This window comes from Bacteroides sp. ET225, from assembly GCF_024733745.1.
GTDB lineage: Bacteria > Bacteroidota > Bacteroidia > Bacteroidales > Bacteroidaceae > Phocaeicola > Phocaeicola excrementipullorum.
Genome location: NZ_JANRHN010000007.1, coordinates 55,914 through 73,909 on the forward strand (window position 1 = coordinate 55,914; position 17,996 = coordinate 73,909).

The following is a 17,996-nucleotide window of genomic DNA, read 5'->3' on the forward strand; positions in this document are numbered from 1 at the left end:
AGCATATGAAAAAAATGACTACTATAGCTAAATGGATGTTTCCCTTTGTAGCCGGGGCGTGCATTGCTACCGGGTGCAGCGATGAGGATAACAGATACAATACAGATTATCAGTGGCTGGCTATAAAAGAGGCGAGGGATGCCTGGGATGGCTCTTCCTGCAATAAGAAGATTGTGCTTGAAGAAGAGCAGACCAGTGATACCGTAATTTATATCTCTGCTTCGCTTTATCAGAATCAGCCGGCTCCGGCTGACTGTACGGTTGATATTGTTGTAGCGGCCGATTCTTTGCAAAAGGCAATCGAACTGTCTGCTACGGAAAATACTGCTTATCAGGTATATAAAGATGCCCTTCTGATGGATGAGTCGTATTATGATTTGTCTGCAAACCAGATTACGATGAAAGCCGGTGCTACGGTTTCAGATTCCGTGGCAATCACAATTCATCGTGGCGCTTTGTTGAGAGATCCGATCAGGGCGGAGAATGAAAATGCCATCTTTGTACTTCCGCTCCAGATTGTCAACTCTTCTTCTCTGGTAATCAATGATGTGGTCAATACGTTGATGCTGATGTTCCAGCTTCCGCAGCTCGACCCGACACAGCCTGACATGACAGACCCGAAGCAGGAAATCGACGGCATGTCGCTGGTATGGAATGACGAGTTCAATGGTACGGGTGCTCCTGACCCGGCTAAATGGGGACTGGAGGAAGGTTTCAAGCGGAATCAGGAACTGCAGTGGTACAAGAAGGAAGGCAACGCCGAAATGGACGGAAACGGCAACATGGTGTTCATTGCCAAGAGAGAGCGTGTGGCAAATCCGGACTATGAAGCCGGCAGCAGTGACTGGAAGAAAAACCGTCAGTATGCTGAGTATACTTCTGCCAGCATGAACTCAAGCGGTAAGTTTGAGTTTAAATACGGACGTCTGCTTGTCCGTGCCAAAATCCCGACCGATTTGGGTGCATGGCCGGCTATCTGGACTTGCGGCAACTGGTGGGAATGGCCGTTGAACGGTGAAATCGATCTTCTGGAATATTATCTTGTGGATGGAAAACCAAGTCTTCATGCCAATTTCTGCTGGGGCTCTGACACACGTTGGAGCGGGAAGTGGCAGTCTTACAACCGTCCGTTGGAAGAATTTACAGCTAAAGATCCTCAATGGGCTGAAAAGTATCATATCTGGCGGATGGACTGGGACGAAGAGTATCTGCGCCTGTATATCGATGATGAGCTGATGAATGAGATTGCACTCAGTCAGACTGTGAATGGAAGTGGAGGTGACGGCAGTCTGGAAGGAGCTAATCAGAATCCGTTCTCAAACGATTACGAAGGTTTCGGTGCCTATGTTTGGCTGAATCTTGCTGTAGGTTCTAACGGCGGCGATCCTTCAGATTCAGAGTTCCCGATGAAGTATTATGTGGATTATGTCCGCGTTTATCAATAATAGGGGATAGATTTGCAGAAGCCCGTTCAGGTTTGTTCTGTGACATCCATTGTTTCTTCAATTGTTTGTTGTTGAAAAAGGGGCAGATGAATCTGGACGGGCTTTTTGTTTTCAGTCGGTTTTCTACTATAAAATAGCGTTTTGAATATGGGTTATTGGAAAGTTTTTTTATTCTTGTTACTTTTTCCATTAGCGGCGTGTAACGATGACGACAGAATAGCTCTGCCGATAGCAGAAGAATACAACTGTTCTTTGAACAGCAGTCTGAATGTCGGCGATTTTCATACTATCCGTTCCCAGGAAGAGCTGCTGGAGTTTGTGTCTGAGTCTGATGCATCGGTAAACGGGCTTCTTGACATCGATTTCTCTGCCTACACGCTTTTGTTGGGAAAAGAGAGTTCTCGTAATGTTCCGGAATGCAGCTATGCATTCTATCAGGAAGGAGGAACGTATCATCTGGATGTGGAGATTCGTCCAACCCTGGCTCCGGCCGCTACGGTCTTCGAGTACGGAGTACTGGTTGAAAAACTTCCGCAAAATGCGCAGGTGATTTGTTCCGTTACGAAGAAATGATTTACTTTGTCAGATATAGAAAAAAGAATATTTGCATGAAAAAATTAATGGGGCTGTTATTGTCTTTCTGTGCCGTTGCATCTTTTGCGCAGAAAGACTACAAACTGGTTTGGAGTGACGAGTTCAATGCCGACGGCAGGCTCGACACTTGTGTGTGGAACTATGAAAACGGCTTTGCCCGGAATCACGAACTGCAGTGGTACCAGCCGGACAACGCTTATTGCAGGGACGGGCTGCTGGTGATTGAAGCACGGAAGGAGAAGCGTCCCAATCCGTGGTACAGGAAGGGGAGTACGGACTGGCGTACGTCGCGCGACTCGATTGAATGCACTTCTTCTTCGGTCAACACCTCGGGGAAGAAAGAGTTTATGTACGGACGTTTTGTCGTGCGTGCCCGTATTCCTGTCGGAAAAGGCGCATGGCCGGCCATCTGGACATTGGGCAATGCGATGGAATGGCCGTCAAACGGTGAGATTGACATCATGGAGTTTTACCGCAAGCAGGGCGTTCCGCACATTCTGGCAAACGCTGCATGGGGAACGGATCAGCGTTATGTTGCTAAATGGAACAGCAAGGCGGTTCCTTTCGCCCATTTTCTGGAGAAGGATCCCGATTGGGCTTCAGAGTTCCATATCTGGAGAATGGACTGGGATGAGGAGGCCATCCGCCTTTATCTTGACGACGAGCTGCTCAATGAAATCTTGCTGAAGGATACGTTCAACGGGAAACTGGGCGAAGGTAAGAATCCGTTTATGCAGCCTCATTATGTGCTGCTGAACCTGGCGGTAGGCGGCGACAACGGCGGAGAAGTTTCGGATGAGGCTTATCCGATGCGTTATGAAATTGATTATGTGAGGGTGTATCAATAGAAATTATTAAGTAAGCGTGCAAAATCAAATGATATTATCAGAAACACGGATTTTCGCAGATTAACGCAGATAATCAGTGCAATCATCTGCGAAAATCCGCGTTGATCTGCGTTTCAGAACAGACAGATCTTGTATAAACAAATTCTCAACATCTACTTATTAACCATGAAAAAGACAACTTTATTGGCGTGGGCAATGTGTCTTGTTGCCCTGGCGTTTTCTTCGTGTTCGGGACAGAAGGAAGCGGGAGAGATTCGTCCCGGAGAGATATGGCCGGATGATAAGGGCGTGCATGTAAACGCGCATGGAGGAGGAATCCTTTATCATGACGGCACTTTTTATTGGTATGGCGAAAACAAGTCGGACACGACAAGCGCGGCGATGGTAGGCATCATGTGTTATTCGTCGAAGAACCTGACCGACTGGAAAAATGAGGGAGCCGTGCTGCCTGTGGTCACCGGCGATGAAACCAGCGATATCGCCCAAGGGTGCGTGATGGAACGTCCGAAGGTGATTTATAACGAAAAGACCGGGAAATTTGTCATGTGGTTCCATCTGGAGCTGAAAGGGAAGGGGTATGCGGCCGCCCGTTCGGCTGTAGCTGTTGCCGACAGCCCGACAGGACCTTTCAAGTATCTCCGTTCGGGACGTATCAATCCGGGAAAACTTCCCTTCGACATGACGGAAGAGCAGCGCGCGGTATTCGATACGCTGGATGTGGAGAAATATAAGGCATGGTGGACTCCCACGTGGTACGATGCCATAGCCAAGGGACTTTTCGTGAAGCGTGACCTGGAGGGGGGACAGATGGCGCGCGACATGCAGTTGTTCGTCGACGACGACGGAAAGGCCTACCACATCTATTCTTCGGAAGACAACCTGACCCTGCACATCGCCGAGCTGAGCGACGACTATTTGAGCCATACGGGAAAATATATACGCATCGCTCCCGCGGGGCATAATGAAGCTCCGGCAATATTTAAAAAAGACGGGACATATTGGATGATCACTTCCGGCTGTACGGGATGGGAGCCTAATGAAGCGCGCATGTTTTCCGCTCCGAGCATCTGGGGGCCTTGGACGCAGCATCCTAATCCATGTATGGGCGATGATGCGGACCTCACATTCCACGGACAGAGCACATACGTGCTTCCGATTCCCGGAAAGAAAGATGCTTTCATGTTTATGGCCGACAACTGGCGTCCGGAACATCCGAGCGATGCACGGTATATCTGGCTTCCGATTCTTTTCCGCGACGGAACGCCGGTAATCAAGTGGTTTGACAGCTGGACCTTGGATGATTTTTCTAATGGAAAGCTGGAGGAAAAGAATCTGATTCCGACGGATTCCATCCTGCTGAGCGACCCGTGCATTCTGCCCGACCGCAAGACGGCAACTTATTACATGACCGGTACGGGAGGCAAAATGTGGAAGAGCAAGGAACTGAAGCTGTGGGAAGGGCCGTTTGATGTGGTTCGGATTGACACTGCTTCGTGGATGGGGGCGGATCCGATGATCTGGGCTGCCGAACTTCATGCGTATAAAGGCAAGTATTATTATTTCGCCACTTTCACCAATCCTGCCATAAAGATTGATACGGTTGGAGGAACGCCGGTTGAACGCCGTGCAAGCCATGTGCTTGTGAGCGACCGTCCTTACGGGCCTTACGGGCCGATGGAGGATCCGGTTTATCTGCCTGCCGGAAAGTCTACGCTCGACGGAACATTCTGGGTGGACAAGGACGGAAAGCCTTATATGGTTTACTGCCACGAATGGTTGCAGAACAACAACGGAACCATTGAGAAAATCGAACTGAAGCCGGATCTGAGCGGATCGGTTGGCGAAGGCAAGCTTCTGTTCCGGGCAAGCGATTCGCCCTGGAGCCGTGAGGCGACCGCCGACGGCAGTGTCAGACCGAACCGGGTGACAGACGGGCCTTATCTGTTCCGCACCGATACCGGACGTCTGGGAATGATCTGGACAAGCTGGATACGTGACGTGTACACACAGGGAGTGGCCTATTCAAAGAGCGGTACGCTCGACGGGCCGTGGGTGCAGGAAAAGGATCCGATAACTCCGCCGGATTTCGGCCATGGAATGCTGTTCAAGACATTTGGCGGCAAATGGCTGATGGCTGTGCACAGTCATTATAACGACAACGGAAACTACATCCGTGTGCCTCATCTGTTTGAAGTCGATCTTACCGGCGACAAACTGGTTGTGGGCAAGGAGTATAAGCCTTGATCCGCGACTTCCTTAAACGGAACGGAAAAAAGGTCCGGAAAGCCGATTCTTTATCGAATCATTGCTTTCCGGACCTTTTATATGTCAAGACCTTGACGGTCGTCGGATTCTTTTTTCAACGATGCTTTATCGGAAAGTTCCGCCTCGGCATCGGGTTACTTCGTGCGAGTGTTTTCACTCAGCATTACGTAACCCCAGATCATAGGATCTGCTTTTGAAATCTGCTTGAAAATACTTTTTACCTTTTTCATAATTGTTACCCTTTCATTTGCTTTAGTTAGTTACTTTGTGTATTCTATCTAATACCTAGTTTAGTATTTCTGGCGCTCCTCGCGGAGGACCTTTTCTTTTCTGTTATCCTGTTTCTTGAACTTCTGTTCGTCTAATACGATGCAAAGATAATGCCTTTTTTGTACGTAAATATGTTTTATAGCATAAAAATGAGTTGAAACAGCAAATTATTGATGTAAATCAACTTTTCGGTCTGTAGGTATGGAAGGGGGAGGACGGGATAATGTCTGTTTGTCAGTTTTCGTGAAAATGTGTCAGATTGCATGACAGACTGTCAAAAAAAGAAGCGTGGGTCCGGTTGCTTGTCTGGACACACGCTTCTACCCGAGAGGGAGCTTATTAAGAAACTGTTTTGAATTTCTCCAAAAAGTTTTTCTTGGCTTGATGTGTTCGTTTTCGTGTGTGCTTTGGGCTATTTTTTGGTCTTTTCCGCTTCTGTTCTTCGTCAGATAGCCCGCTATCTTCCTCATCACACAAACGGAAATGCCTCAAAAACTCATCCCAAATCAGCACACGATAAATTCAAAACAGTTTCTAAGTCTGCTTCCCTGAAGCCTCCCTTTCGGGGGAGGTTTGGAGGGGCTTTTCTTTCTATTTTTTCAATGCAGCGATGCTTTCCTTCAGTGCGGCGATCTTTGTTTCTGCGTCAGCCTGTTTCTTGCGTTCCATTTCGATGACGTTTGCGGGAGCCTTGCTCACGAACTTCTCGTTGGCGAGCTTTTTCAGCACGCTCTGCAAGAATCCTTCCTGGTATTTCAGGTCGGCTTCCAGCTTTTTCAGCTCTTCTTCCACGTTGATCAGGTTGCCCAGCGGAACGGCATATTCGGTTGTTCCTACCATGAATGCTGCGGCTCCTTCTGATTTTGTTTCGACGGCCTTTATGCCAGACAGGTTGCAGAGTTTGGCGAGAGCCTCGCCCCATCCTTCTCCGTCAAGTCCTTTTGAAGATACGATCTGCAGTTCCAGCGGTTCTTTCTGTGCGAGGTTTTTCTGCTGGCGGATGGTGCGGATTCCGCTGACAATCTCCTTGAACTCTTCAAACCGTTTCAGCAATGCATCCTGAGCGTCTGAAGCTTCGGCCTGTAATGCGTTGAGAGGGCTGCACATGATGCTTTCGCCCGGCTTGCGGTCGTAGATGTGCTGCCACAGCTCTTCGGTGATGAACGGCATGAACGGGTGGAGCAGCTTCAGCAGCGTTTCGAAAAAGGCCAGTGTCTTTCCGTAAGTGATGCTGTCGATGGGCTGTCCGTAGGCCGGTTTCACCAGTTCCAGGTACCAGCTTGAGAACTCGTCCCAGAAGAGTTTGTAAACCAGCATCAGCGCTTCGCTCAGACGGTATTTGCCGAACAGGTCGTTCAGCTCTTCTGCTGTCCGGGCAAGCATCGCCTCAAACCAGTCGGTTGCCAGGCGTGCATATTCCGGCTGTTCCGTTTCAGCCACCTGCCATCCCTTGACGAGGCGGAAGGCGTTCCATATCTTGTTGTTGAAGTTGCGTCCCTGTTCGCAGAGAGCCTCGTCGAAGAGAATGTCGTTTCCGGCAGGAGCGGCAAGCATCATTCCCATGCGCACGCCGTCGGCTCCGTACTTGTCGATCAGTTCCAGCGGGTCGGGCGAGTTTCCGAGCGATTTCGACATCTTGCGTCCGATCTTGTCACGCACGATGCCGGTGAAGTACACGTTCTTGAACGGCATGTCGCCCATGTACTCGTATCCCGCCATAATCATGCGCGCCACCCAGAAGAAGATGATGTCCGGTCCCGTCACCAGGTCGCTGGTAGGATAGTAGTAGTCTATTTCCTTGTTGTGCGGGTCAAGTATTCCGTTGAACAGCGAAATCGGCCACAGCCATGAAGAGAACCATGTGTCGAGGCAGTCTTCATCCTGGCGCAGGTCTTCCGCTTTCAGATCCTGATTGCCCGACTTTGCTTTCGCCAGTTCAAGAGCCTGTTCCGGTGTTTCGGCAACAACGAATCCTCCTTGCGGCAAATACCAGGCCGGGATGCGGTGTCCCCACCAAAGCTGGCGGCTGATGCACCAGTCCTTGATGTTCTCCAGCCAGTTGCGGTAAGTGTTCTTGTATTTCGGCGGGTAGAATTTCAGTTCGTCGTTCATCACCGGAGGCAGAGCCATGTCGGCAAAATGCTTCATGCTCAGGAACCACTGCATGGAAAGCTTCGGCTCGATGGGCACGTTGGTACGTTCGGAGAAGCCCACCTTGTTTGTATAGGCTTCCACCTTTTCGAGCAGTCCGGCTGCTTCGAGGTCTTTTTCAATCTGTTCGCGCACGGCAAAGCGGTCCATGCCTACGTACAGTCCCGCGGCTTCGCTGATGGTTCCGTTGTCGTTGAAGATGTCGATGCTCTGCAGGTTGTGCTTTTCGCCCAGCATGTAGTCGTTCACATCGTGGGCCGGAGTCACCTTCAGACATCCTGTTCCGAACTCTGTATCCACGTATTCGTCTTCAATCACCGGGATTACGCGGTTTACCAGCGGAACGATCACTTTCTTGCCTTTCAGCCACTGGTTCTTCGGGTCGTTCGGATTGATGCACATGGCCGTATCTCCCATGATTGTTTCGGGACGGGTGGTGGCGACTACGGCGTAGGAAGCCCCCTCGGAGGGAGTTGAGGAGGCAACATAATATTTAAGGTAATACAGCTTGCTGTGCTCTTCCTTATATATAACCTCCTCGTCGCTCAGGGCGGTCAGTGCTTTCGGATCCCAGTTCACCATGCGCACGCCGCGGTAAATCAGTCCCTTGTTATACAGGTCTACGAAGACTTTGATTACGCTCTTGCTTCGGGTTTCGTCCATGGTGAATGCCGTGCGGTCCCAGTCGCACGAAGCTCCGAGCTTGCGGAGCTGTTTCAGGATGATGCCCCCGTGTTCTTCTGTCCACGCCCATGCGTGTTTCAGAAACTCCTCGCGTGTAAGGTCAGTCTTCTTGATGCCCTGCTGCGCCAGCTTGTTCACCACCTTGGCCTCGGTAGCGATCGAAGCATGGTCGGTTCCCGGCACCCAGCATGCGTTTTTCCCCATCATGCGGGCGCGGCGTACCAGAATGTCTTGAATGGTATTATTCAGCATGTGTCCCATATGGAGGACTCCCGTCACGTTAGGAGGCGGAATGACAATGGTGTAAGGTTCACGTCCGTCAGGTTTCGAACTGAAAAGTTTGTTGTCCAGCCAATACTGGTACCACTTTCCCTCCACATCGGCGGGATTGTACTTGCTTGCTAATTCCATTTGTATATGTATCTAATGATTATTTTCCGTTTGGGTTTCATGTAATCAGCCGCAAAATTAATAATTTAAATGGAAAGGAAGAACAGTAGGGGCGGAATTTTCCGGCTCCCGGATTTCCTTTGGAGAGAGGCTTCAAAAGATGAGCCGTTATTTTTATAAAATGAGCCGTCATCTTGACCAATCTTTCCCATCACGTTGAGCAACTTGTCCCGTCATGTTTTTGAGGGGCTCCGGTGGGCGGCGGAAACCTTTCCTGATGGCTTATACTCCCTTTTTGAGTGCGGATGTATTCATTTGTTACAAATGTTGCATCAATTGTTACTATAATACGGGGCGTTTTTGCTTGTTTGGCATACTTTTGCGTCAGTAACAAGAACAAAGATATTATGAAAAGCTCATCTGACGCATCCTATTTGCTGGTTGACCGCACTTATCGCGAGTGTCGGGACAGCGTTTACCGGTACATCCTGAGAAAGGTGGAATGTGAGGAAGATTCGAGAGATCTGACACACGATGCTTTCCTCCGCCTGCTGGAATATCGCAGAATGCTGAATGAAGAAACGGTGCGTCATTTCCTTTTTACCATAGCAAGAAACTTGGCGACCGACTGGCTGCGCCGTCATTGCAGACATCAGGAAATCTCAGCTTATTTGATGGAAGGACTTTCCGCTTCCGTACAGGATGCGGAAAGCGAAGTGATTGCCGGCGATCTGTTGCAGGTGGAGCTGAGAAAAGTGAAGTGTCTTCCCCGCAAGTGCCGTACCATTTACCGGATGTCCCGTTTCGGCGAAATGACGGCGGATGAGATTGCTGAAAGCCTGAACTTGTCGAAACGTACAGTCGAGGGCCATCTGCTGGCCGGCCGGCGGCAGGTGCGCGAGTTTCTCAGAAAATGTATATGATATGATGTATATAATGTGTTATTAAATTTAATTGTATGAAAAATGATTTGTTAGTCTTTTCGTCTAAGAAACTGCTTTTTTCTGCATTCATGGCTTCTGCCATTCTGGCGGGAGGAGTTTTGCCGGCTGATGCCGGAACTTTCCATGCACAGACGGCCATGCAGAAAATAACGGTGAAAGGCCAGGTGTTTGACCCTTCGGGGCAAACTGTGATTGGAGCCAATGTGGTTGAGAAGGGAACCACGAATGCCGTGATAACAGATATTGACGGCAATTTTGTGCTGAACGTTTCATCGCGGAATGCGGTTATTGAAATTTCGTATATCGGTTATCAGACGGCCTCTTTTCCGGCTTCCAGCAAAGAGTTGAACCGGATTGTCCTGAAAGAAGACAATAAGGTGCTTGATGAAGTGGTTGTGGTTGGTTATGGTGTGCAGAAGAAGACCACACTGACCGGCGCTATTGACCAGGTGGATGAAAAAGTGTTTGAGAGCCGTGCCGTTACCAATGTCGGTCTGGCCTTGCAGGGACAGACTCCGGGTTTGACCGTTACGCGTGCCTCGTCCCGTCCGGGTAACGAAGGCATTGCTTTCCAGATCCGTGGCGCAACGTCCGTAAATGGAGGTTCTCCGCTGATCGTGATTGACGGTGTTCCGGCCTTGAACGGCGTTTCTTTCCAGAACATGAACCCCGATGATATAGAAACGATAAGCGTGCTGAAAGACGGTTCGGCTTCTATCTATGGAGCGAAGGCTGCAAACGGTGTCATACTTGTCACCACCAAAAAAGGTAAAGGAAAAGTCAATGTCAACTATGACTTCAACATGCGTTTCACCACAGACGGCATCACTGCGTTCTCTCCGACGATGCAGGAATATGCCACCGTATGGCTGGAGGCGAACAAGGAAGAAACCATCAAGAACTGGTGGGGATGGCTGAACGAAGAGAATCTGCTTCTGATGCAGTCGGGGTATGAAGGAATCTATACCATAAACCATACCGATTGGGGGGAAAAGATCTTTCTTGCCAACTCGCGCCGCCAGGACGAAATGTTCCGCACGCGTTATTCTTACCAGCATAACTTGAGCATCTCGGGATCAACCGACAAGAGCGACTATCGTATTTCGGCCTTGTATGCCGACAACCAGGGTAATCTTGCCACGGCATACGACGGACAGAAACAGATCAACCTCCGTTTGAACTATGGCATCAAGCTGACCGACTGGTTCAAGCTGGAAACGGCGGCCAGTATGGTCCGGACGAACACTTCTTCTCCGTCTGCGGGTCTTGACAATACGCTTTACGGTTACGAACCGCCGCTTTTCCCGGCCAAGAATCCTTACGGCCAGTGGTATGCCAATTACGGAAAAGTGGGCGACCGTCAGCCTGCTGCGGCAACATCTGACGGCGGACGAGATGAAAACACCAACCTGACCACCCGTGTTGACTTGAAAGCGATAGTGGATATATGGAAGGGCATCAGCTTTGAGGGTATGATGTCGTTTCAGAACGAAGAATACCGGCGGGAGCGTTACGTGATTCCTGTGCAGACTTATGACTGGTGGGGAAATCCGGCAACGGAAATCGTGAACAACACGCAGCAGTCGCTCACTTATCCTACGGATGTGCTGAACATCAAGGATTCTCATAACCCCGGATATCTGACGCAGGCCAACAATATGCTGTACCAGTATTATTCTGCTTTGCTGAAGTATAAGAATACGTTTGCCGGCTCACACAACATATCGGCCATGATTGGCATCAACGCCGAAAAGTATGTGACAAAGAAGCTGGTGGCTGCCCGTGAGAACTTTGAAGACTCGGGCGTCTATGATTTGAATCTGGCATCCGGCACACAGGGAAACGGCGGGGGAAAAACGCAGAACGGCACTTATTCGTATATCGCGCGCGTGAATTATGACTATCAGGAGAAATACCTGCTCGAGCTTCTGGGACGTAGGGACGGTAACTCGAAGTTCGCTCCGGGGCATAAGTTCCAGAACTTCGGCTCTGTATCTGTGGGATGGGCTTTTACCAAAGAAAAATTCATGGAATTTGTCACTCCCGTGGTAAGCTTCGGCAAGATCCGCTTCAATTACGGCAGTTCGGGCAACGATGCCGGATTGGGTGATTTCGACTATGTGGGCACCATCGGACTGGGGCAGACTTATCTGGGCAGTCCCGTCATTTCACACGTGTCAAGCGGATATAGCGGCCTGGTCAGCTACGACCGTACATGGGAACGGGTTATTCAGAAGAACTTCGGTATTGACATCAATTTCTTTGATAACCGCCTTACCGCTACGTTCGACTACTTCATCAAGGACAATAAGGGAATGCTGTCGCAAGTCACTTATCCTTCTTTGCTGGGAGGAACTCCTCCGAAAACAAACAGCGGCCATCTGAACGTGAAAGGATGGGAGCTGAGCGTAGGATGGCGTGACAACTGGAAGGATCTGTCTTACTTTGTGAATTTCAACGTGGGCGATACGAAAAGCATGCTGAAAGAGCTGGAAGGGGCTGACACATATGGAGCCGGAAAGAACAATGTGAACGGTTATCCGCTCAATGCGTTCTTCCTCTATCGTACAGACGGTTATTTCAAAGACCAGGCTGAGGTGGACCGTTATTATGCACTTTACGGCAATGGCGGTGCGGCCTTGTCGAATGTGATGCAAGGTTCGTCCGACGCGCTCCGTCCGGGTGATACCAAACGTCTGGACTTGAACGGTGACGGGAAGATTACGGCAGACGGAAGCAAGGACAGCGACCTTCAGTATGTGGGCGATGCCAATCCGCATTATGTGTTCGGCATCAATGCCGGGCTGAACTGGAAGGGGTTTGATGTAAGCGCAATGTTCCAGGGTGTGGGCAAGCAGTATATTATGCGTACCGGCTGGATGGCTTATCCGTTCTATGCGCAATATACCAACCAGAATCCTACCTTCCTCGGACAGACGTGGACGGAAGACAATCCCGATGCCAAATATCCTCGTCTGACATCCCATCAGAATCGTGCCCACTGGAACTATGAAAACAACGACTTCATGTTGCAGAACAGCCGTTACATTCGCCTGAAGACACTGATTGTGGGCTATACGCTGCCGCAGGTGTGGACCCGGAAGGCCAAACTGGAAAAGGTGCGCATCTATTTCTCTGGAAATGACCTTTGGGAGGCTACCAGCATTGCCGACGGGTTTGACCCGGAAATGGGAGAAACATCCAACAACAACGGTTATCCGTTCAGCCGCACCTGGTCGTTCGGCGTGAATATCACTTTGTAACTAATAAACTTTAATTGAGTATGAAAAAATTGATATATATAGCAGCTTGTGCCGGTGCTGTCGCATTTTCTTCCTGCGCAGACAATTTCCTTGATCTGGAGCCGCTGGACGCAAAGACGGATCTGGTTTATTTCCAGACGGCAGAGCAGTTCAACGAGTACGCTCTCGGCCTTTATAACCAGCTTATCGGATGGCAGTGCCGTTATGACGGGATTTTTGACCACATGGACTGTGCGTCAGACCTTTCCACTTATTTCAGCAACAACAATGATGTGGGGACGGGAACCATCCAGGTTGCGGCCAACAGCGGATGGTGGGACAACTGTTACGGAAATATCCGTGCCACAAACATGCTGTTTCAGAAGGCCGCCGCTTATCCGGGCAGCCAGCAAGACATTGAACAGCCGCTGGGCGAAGGGTATTTCTTCCGCGCTTACACTTATTTTTATCTGCTGCAGCATTTCGGCGGGGTGCCTATCGTAACCGCGGTGCTGGATGTAGATTCTCCGGAGCTGTACGGATCGCGCAGCAGCCGTTATGACGTTGTCGAATTCATCCTTTCCGATCTGGACAAGGCGATTGAATATCTTCCAAACGAAGCGAGCATTCCTTCTTCCGATAAAGGGCGTATCAGCAAAGGAGGTGCAAAAGCCTTTAAGGCGCGTGTGCTGCTCTATGAAGCTACGTGGCGGAAATACAACGGCACGTCAACCGATTTTCAGGGGTCGGGCGGACCTGCTTCCGACCAGGTGAACGATTTCCTTGATGAGGCCGTTTCCTTGTGCGAGGATGTGATGGGCGACTCGTCATACAGCCTTTGGAACTTCAATGCCAGCGGCGAGCCGGCTGATGAGGCTGATGCCGCTGAGATGGAAAACTACATGAGCAGCCGCTACCTGTTCAACATCGAAGACGAAAGCAGCAATCCGTTCGGAAAAGGAAAAGACACGAACCATGAGTTTGTCATCTATTCAACTTATGATACGCAGCGTATCGCCGGACAGGAAATCACGCAGACTATCTGGAAGCTGACGGCAAGCCGCAAGCTGGTTGACATGTTCTTGTGCCGTGACGGTCTGCCCGTCGAAAAAAGTCCGCTTTTCAAGGGGTATGAACACCGCGGGGAGGAGTTTGACAACCGTGACTATCGTCTGGCGTCGTATATCGGGCGCACAGACAACGTTGCGCTGACCGGAGGAAATTCCGGATACACTTCTTATAAGTTTGCCATTACAAGCCGCACCGTAGCCAACAAGGATGAGCATCATAATTATCCGGTGCTTCGTCTGGCGGAAGTGTATCTGATCTATGCAGAGGCTCTGTTCGAACGTAACGGACGCATCGAAGACGGGCAGCTCGACCGTTCGATCAATCTGCTGCGTGACCGTGGAGGGGTGGCTCATCTGAGCAATGCTTTCGTTCAAAGCAACGGCCTGGACATGCTGACCGAAATCCGTCGTGAACGCACGATCGAACTTTATATGGAGGGCTTCCGGTATGATGACTTGAAGCGCTGGGGACAGATGGAAGCGGAACTGAATGAATCGCGTTGCGGAATGGTAGTGGGTGATGCAGACTTTAAGACTGATTTCGTGGATTATGACGGGAATGCCATTGCCAATCTCTATTCGCCCAACAACTATGTGTGGGGAACTGAAAAAGTGCAGGCAGGTGAGGATGTTCCGGTAACTTGTGTCGTATGTTTGGGAAGCTCGGAAATTTCGGTTGACAAAACTGACTATCTGTGGCCGTTGCCGTCACGTCAGATCGAAATGAATCCGAATCTGGTGCAGAATCCGGGCTATTGAAAAAACTGATTAATCCGTTTATAGAATTACAGATATGAAAAATATATTTAACCTTTTGTCAAGTTTGTCTTTGTGGGCAGTCTTTGCCGCGCTGATGGCAGGTTGCGAGAAAGATGCCAACTTCAAGATGTACGAGTATCCTATGCCGAAACCGACCGGAATCTCGCCGAGCGAGGGATATATCCGGTCGCGTGTCCTCATAACGGGAACCGATTTCGGCGATCAGGTGGAGGCTGTGAAAGTATTCTTCGGCGGAGTGGAGGCCGACAGTGTGCTGATGTGCAAGAATAACCGCATCGTGGTGAAGGTGCCGGATGCAGCCGTCACCGGAGCTGTGTCGCTCGAAGTATGGGGCAAGTCGGTTGATAGTGTCGCTACTTTTACTGTTCTGCCGACACCGACAATCGTTTCTGTCCGTTCCGACAACGGACTGGGAGAAGGAGTGGCTGCTGCCGGTGATCTGGTGACCATCACGGGAACGAACTTCGGTACGGATGCAAGCGTAATTTCCGTAAGCTTCAACGGCACTTCTGCTGACTTTGAACTGGTTGACGAGGAGCACATCGTTGCCACTGCACCTGCGGGTTACGCTTCGGGAAGCGTATACGTCACTATTAACGGGATGAGGCTGACGGGAGATGCGATGATGAATCCTGAGTCGAAAGGAGATGTTACCATCTTCTATCTGGAGAATTATGCAAGACCGTTCCAGCAGATTCCTTACATAAGCGGACAGGAAGGGGACCGGAGTATGGCGGTTCCGCAAGGGTGGACTGTCAATGATGCGGCCAAGTCGTTCGTAAACAAGAATGCTGACCAGAGTGCAGGGAAAGTGGGCGGCATGTTTACGGGCAACGGAACTTCGCTCGGCATGCAGGCCGGATGGGGCGGAAGCGGTTCGGCTTCTTCCGTAACAAACGGAAAGATGTATCAGAGCACGGTCATTCCTGCCGGAACCTATTCGATGGAAATCAGTTATGTGGAATGTAATGTGGCGAACAAGGCCTGCATTGTGCTGATGAAAGGTAATGCTGAACTGCCCGACCTGGAAGGCATCGCTTCTGCGTCCGGCATAATCGCTTCGGCATATTTCACGAGCAACAGCGTGTCCAACGATAATCCGGGAGTTGAAACGCTTCATTTTACGCTGGATGAAGATACGGAGGTGACTTTTGGCTTCGTTGCGACATTCGGCAACAACAGCTATTTCAAGGTGAGCGACATCAAGCTGATTCTGGAATAGGCTAAGAATAAATTCATAAACTTAAACAAAACATCATGAAAAGAATATACTATTATTTATTGCCGCTGTTGTTTGCTGCTCCGGTGATGGTTGCTTGTGATGACGAAGGGCAGACGGTGGTGATGTTGCAGAATCAGGATCCCGTGGTGACTGTAACGGGCATTTCGCCTGCTTCCGGATATACGGGATCGGAGTTCACCATCAATGGCACGGAGTTCGGAATCATGGCGGATGCCGTTAAGGTGACGATGGGCGGAACAGAACTAGAAGTGGTTTCTGTAAGTGAGAATGCGATTGTGGTGAAGGTTCCGGAAGGGGCAACTGCAGGAAAAATTACGGTGGATGTGTATGGACAGACTGTGGCTACGGAATACATGTTTGATGTGTTGGGAGAGCCGGGCGTGACGAATGTGAATCCGGTTTACGGATTTGTGGGTGATGAGATTGTGTTCTCCGGACATGATTTGGGCGTATCCGAAGCGTTCTATACGGTGCTGTTTAGCGGTACATCAGAAGCTGCTGCGCTGACAAGCGCTCCTTCGGCCGAATCGTTCGCGGTGAAGGTTCCTGAAGGAGCCGTGAGCGGTCCGATAGCCCTGACCATTTCTGACCGTAATGTGAATGTGCCTCTGACGAACGGATTTACGGTATTGCAACATGCAGCCGTCACCGGACTGTCTGTAACATCAGGCTATGCCGGAAGTGAAGTCACTGTCAACGGAACGGATCTGAATCCGGATTTGCTGGAAGAGAATGTGGAACTTCAGCCGATCAGAGTGACACTGGCTCAAGGGACAAATGTTGCGGAGGCAGTTGTAGATATTGAAAGAACTACTAACGAGGCCATCGTGGCTGTCTTGCCTGCTGACCTTGCTGTAGGCGAATATACGGTGTCTGTAGCTACCTCGTTTGAAACGGTTGCAACGGAAAATCCGCTTGTTTATACGGTGATGGCTACTCCAGTCGTTGACAAGGTTTCTGTTTCTCAGGCTCATGCCGGAAGTGATGTGACGTTTGTCTGTTCGAATCTGGCGGGGGTTACGACCGATGATGTGAAGGTCATGTTCGGAGAAACTGAGGCGGAGGTGACTTCGGTGGATGCCGAATCCGGAAATATCACAGTCAAAGTCCCGGTAACGCTGGATGCCGGATCTGTGGCATTGTCTTTGACAGTCAAAGGGAAATCGATTGATTTGGGCGAGAATGCTTTGTTTACGGTATTGGCCACTCCGAAGATTACGGCGATTAATGCGGACAGCTTCCTGCATGATGAAACCACGGCTTTGGTCAAGGAAGGTGACGAAATCGTAATTTCCGGCGAAGGCTTCGGAACAGATTCAGACAATGTAGTGCTGAGGTTCGGTGAAACTGAGGTTCGCATCGTTGCTATTTCTGATACGGAAATCAGGGCATTTGTTCCTTCCGGATCTGTTGATGGCGCCATTTCTCTGACATTTGCAGGAATAGAAACTCCGGTTATGGGGATGAACTTGAAACCGCTGGTTGATGGCATGGATGTAACGGCGTATGTATTGAAGAATTACAGCCATCCGTTTATCTCGTTGGCGCAGGGCAACGGAGATTTTGAAAGACAAGGCGAATGGTCAAGGCCCGCAGATTGGATTGTAGTGAACAATTCAGGATCAAATATGGAAGGCTTTGGACTGCAGCATAATCCTAAATATGATTTGAATGCAGGAAATTCTCTTGGATTGCAGACAGACTGGGGATTCCCGAATTCTTTGACAAATGGACGGATTTACCAGTGCACTGCTGTTCCGGCTGGAAATTACAGACTGACGGGTACTGTTGCAGAATATGCTCCAAAAGGTCAGGGAAACAGAGGAACGGGGTCGGCCTGTCTGGTTGTTGATGACGCATCGTTTGAGGTAACTGCGGAGGGTAGCAATGATTGTATAGCTAAGACGGCAGTGGATGGTGTAAAGGACATTGTCGTGGACTTCGCTTTGCCCGGCAGACAGGAAATAGCTATCGGTTTTGTCGGATCATTTACCAACCGGCAGTCTTATGTGAAGTTTAATTCGTTTAGAGTTGAATATATGGGAAATAGTCAAAATTAAAAACTGAAAA

Annotated in this window: 9 protein-coding genes and 2 pseudogenes; 10 read left to right on the top strand and 1 reads right to left on the bottom strand. The window is 49.9% G+C overall.

What is annotated here, in order from left to right; translation table 11 throughout:
* Positions 1–5: 5 nt before the first annotated feature.
* The 5 genes and pseudogenes from NW212_RS05085 to NW212_RS05105 form a co-directional block, all read left to right on the top strand.
* Complete coding sequence (locus tag NW212_RS05085; RefSeq protein ID WP_258337564.1) at positions 6–1,445, top strand: BT_3987 domain-containing protein; 1,440 nt, start codon at positions 6–8, stop codon at positions 1,443–1,445.
* A 252-nt stretch (positions 1,446–1,697) separates the two neighbouring features.
* Entirely contained in the window at positions 1,698–2,018 is a 321-nt protein-coding gene (locus NW212_RS05090; protein WP_258337565.1) for a hypothetical protein, read from the top strand.
* A 35-nt stretch (positions 2,019–2,053) separates the two neighbouring features.
* Positions 2,054–2,887: a family 16 glycosylhydrolase gene (locus NW212_RS05095; protein WP_375337950.1), complete on the top strand. Its 834-nt coding sequence runs from the start codon at positions 2,054–2,056 to the stop codon at positions 2,885–2,887.
* A gap of 195 nt (positions 2,888–3,082) precedes the next feature.
* Positions 3,083–4,192 (top strand): annotated as a pseudogene (locus NW212_RS05100) (glycoside hydrolase family 43 protein); the annotation flags it as partial.
* A gap of 33 nt (positions 4,193–4,225) precedes the next feature.
* Positions 4,226–5,131, top strand: a pseudogene (locus tag NW212_RS05105) (glycoside hydrolase family 43 protein); the annotation flags it as partial.
* 882 nt (positions 5,132–6,013) lie between these two features.
* Here NW212_RS05105 and NW212_RS05110 read toward each other — a convergent pair.
* Positions 6,014–8,668, bottom strand: a complete 2,655-nt coding sequence (locus tag NW212_RS05110) for a valine--tRNA ligase (protein WP_258337566.1) — start codon at positions 8,666–8,668, stop codon at positions 6,014–6,016.
* Between the two features lie 386 nt (positions 8,669–9,054).
* Here NW212_RS05110 and NW212_RS05115 point away from each other — a divergent pair, with 386 nt between their 5' ends.
* From NW212_RS05115 to NW212_RS05135, 5 genes are read left to right on the top strand one after another with little or no spacing between them, the layout of a single operon-like run.
* Positions 9,055–9,570 (top strand): RNA polymerase sigma factor, encoded by a 516-nt coding sequence (locus NW212_RS05115; protein WP_258337567.1) that lies wholly within the window; start codon positions 9,055–9,057, stop codon positions 9,568–9,570.
* A gap of 35 nt (positions 9,571–9,605) precedes the next feature.
* Positions 9,606–12,854 carry a TonB-dependent receptor gene (locus NW212_RS05120; RefSeq protein ID WP_258337568.1) on the top strand — a complete coding sequence of 1,083 codons (3,249 nt, stop codon included), beginning with the start codon at positions 9,606–9,608 and terminating at the stop codon, positions 12,852–12,854.
* 20 nt (positions 12,855–12,874) lie between these two features.
* Positions 12,875–14,662, top strand: coding sequence for a RagB/SusD family nutrient uptake outer membrane protein (locus NW212_RS05125; RefSeq protein WP_258337569.1), 1,788 nt, complete (start codon positions 12,875–12,877; stop codon positions 14,660–14,662).
* 34 nt (positions 14,663–14,696) lie between these two features.
* Entirely contained in the window at positions 14,697–15,905 is a 1,209-nt protein-coding gene (locus NW212_RS05130) for a DUF5013 domain-containing protein (protein WP_258337570.1), read from the top strand.
* A 35-nt stretch (positions 15,906–15,940) separates the two neighbouring features.
* Positions 15,941–17,986, top strand: coding sequence for an IPT/TIG domain-containing protein (locus NW212_RS05135; RefSeq protein WP_258337571.1), 2,046 nt, complete (start codon positions 15,941–15,943; stop codon positions 17,984–17,986).
* The last annotated feature ends 10 nt before the right edge of the window (positions 17,987–17,996 follow it).

What these genes read in the sequence shown, in the direction of transcription:
- NW212_RS05110 (WP_258337566.1), bottom strand. Translation starts at nt 8,668, where the DNA reads ATGGAATTAGCAAGCAAGTACAATCCCGCCGATGTGGAGGGAAAGTGG.
- NW212_RS05085 (WP_258337564.1), top strand. Translation starts at nt 6, where the DNA reads ATGAAAAAAATGACTACTATAGCTAAATGGATGTTTCCCTTTGTAGCC.
- NW212_RS05135 (WP_258337571.1), top strand. Translation starts at nt 15,941, where the DNA reads ATGAAAAGAATATACTATTATTTATTGCCGCTGTTGTTTGCTGCTCCG.
- NW212_RS05130 (WP_258337570.1), top strand. Translation starts at nt 14,697, where the DNA reads ATGAAAAATATATTTAACCTTTTGTCAAGTTTGTCTTTGTGGGCAGTC.
- NW212_RS05125 (WP_258337569.1), top strand. Translation starts at nt 12,875, where the DNA reads ATGAAAAAATTGATATATATAGCAGCTTGTGCCGGTGCTGTCGCATTT.
- NW212_RS05120 (WP_258337568.1), top strand. Translation starts at nt 9,606, where the DNA reads ATGAAAAATGATTTGTTAGTCTTTTCGTCTAAGAAACTGCTTTTTTCT.
- NW212_RS05095 (WP_375337950.1), top strand. Translation starts at nt 2,054, where the DNA reads ATGAAAAAATTAATGGGGCTGTTATTGTCTTTCTGTGCCGTTGCATCT.
- NW212_RS05115 (WP_258337567.1), top strand. Translation starts at nt 9,055, where the DNA reads ATGAAAAGCTCATCTGACGCATCCTATTTGCTGGTTGACCGCACTTAT.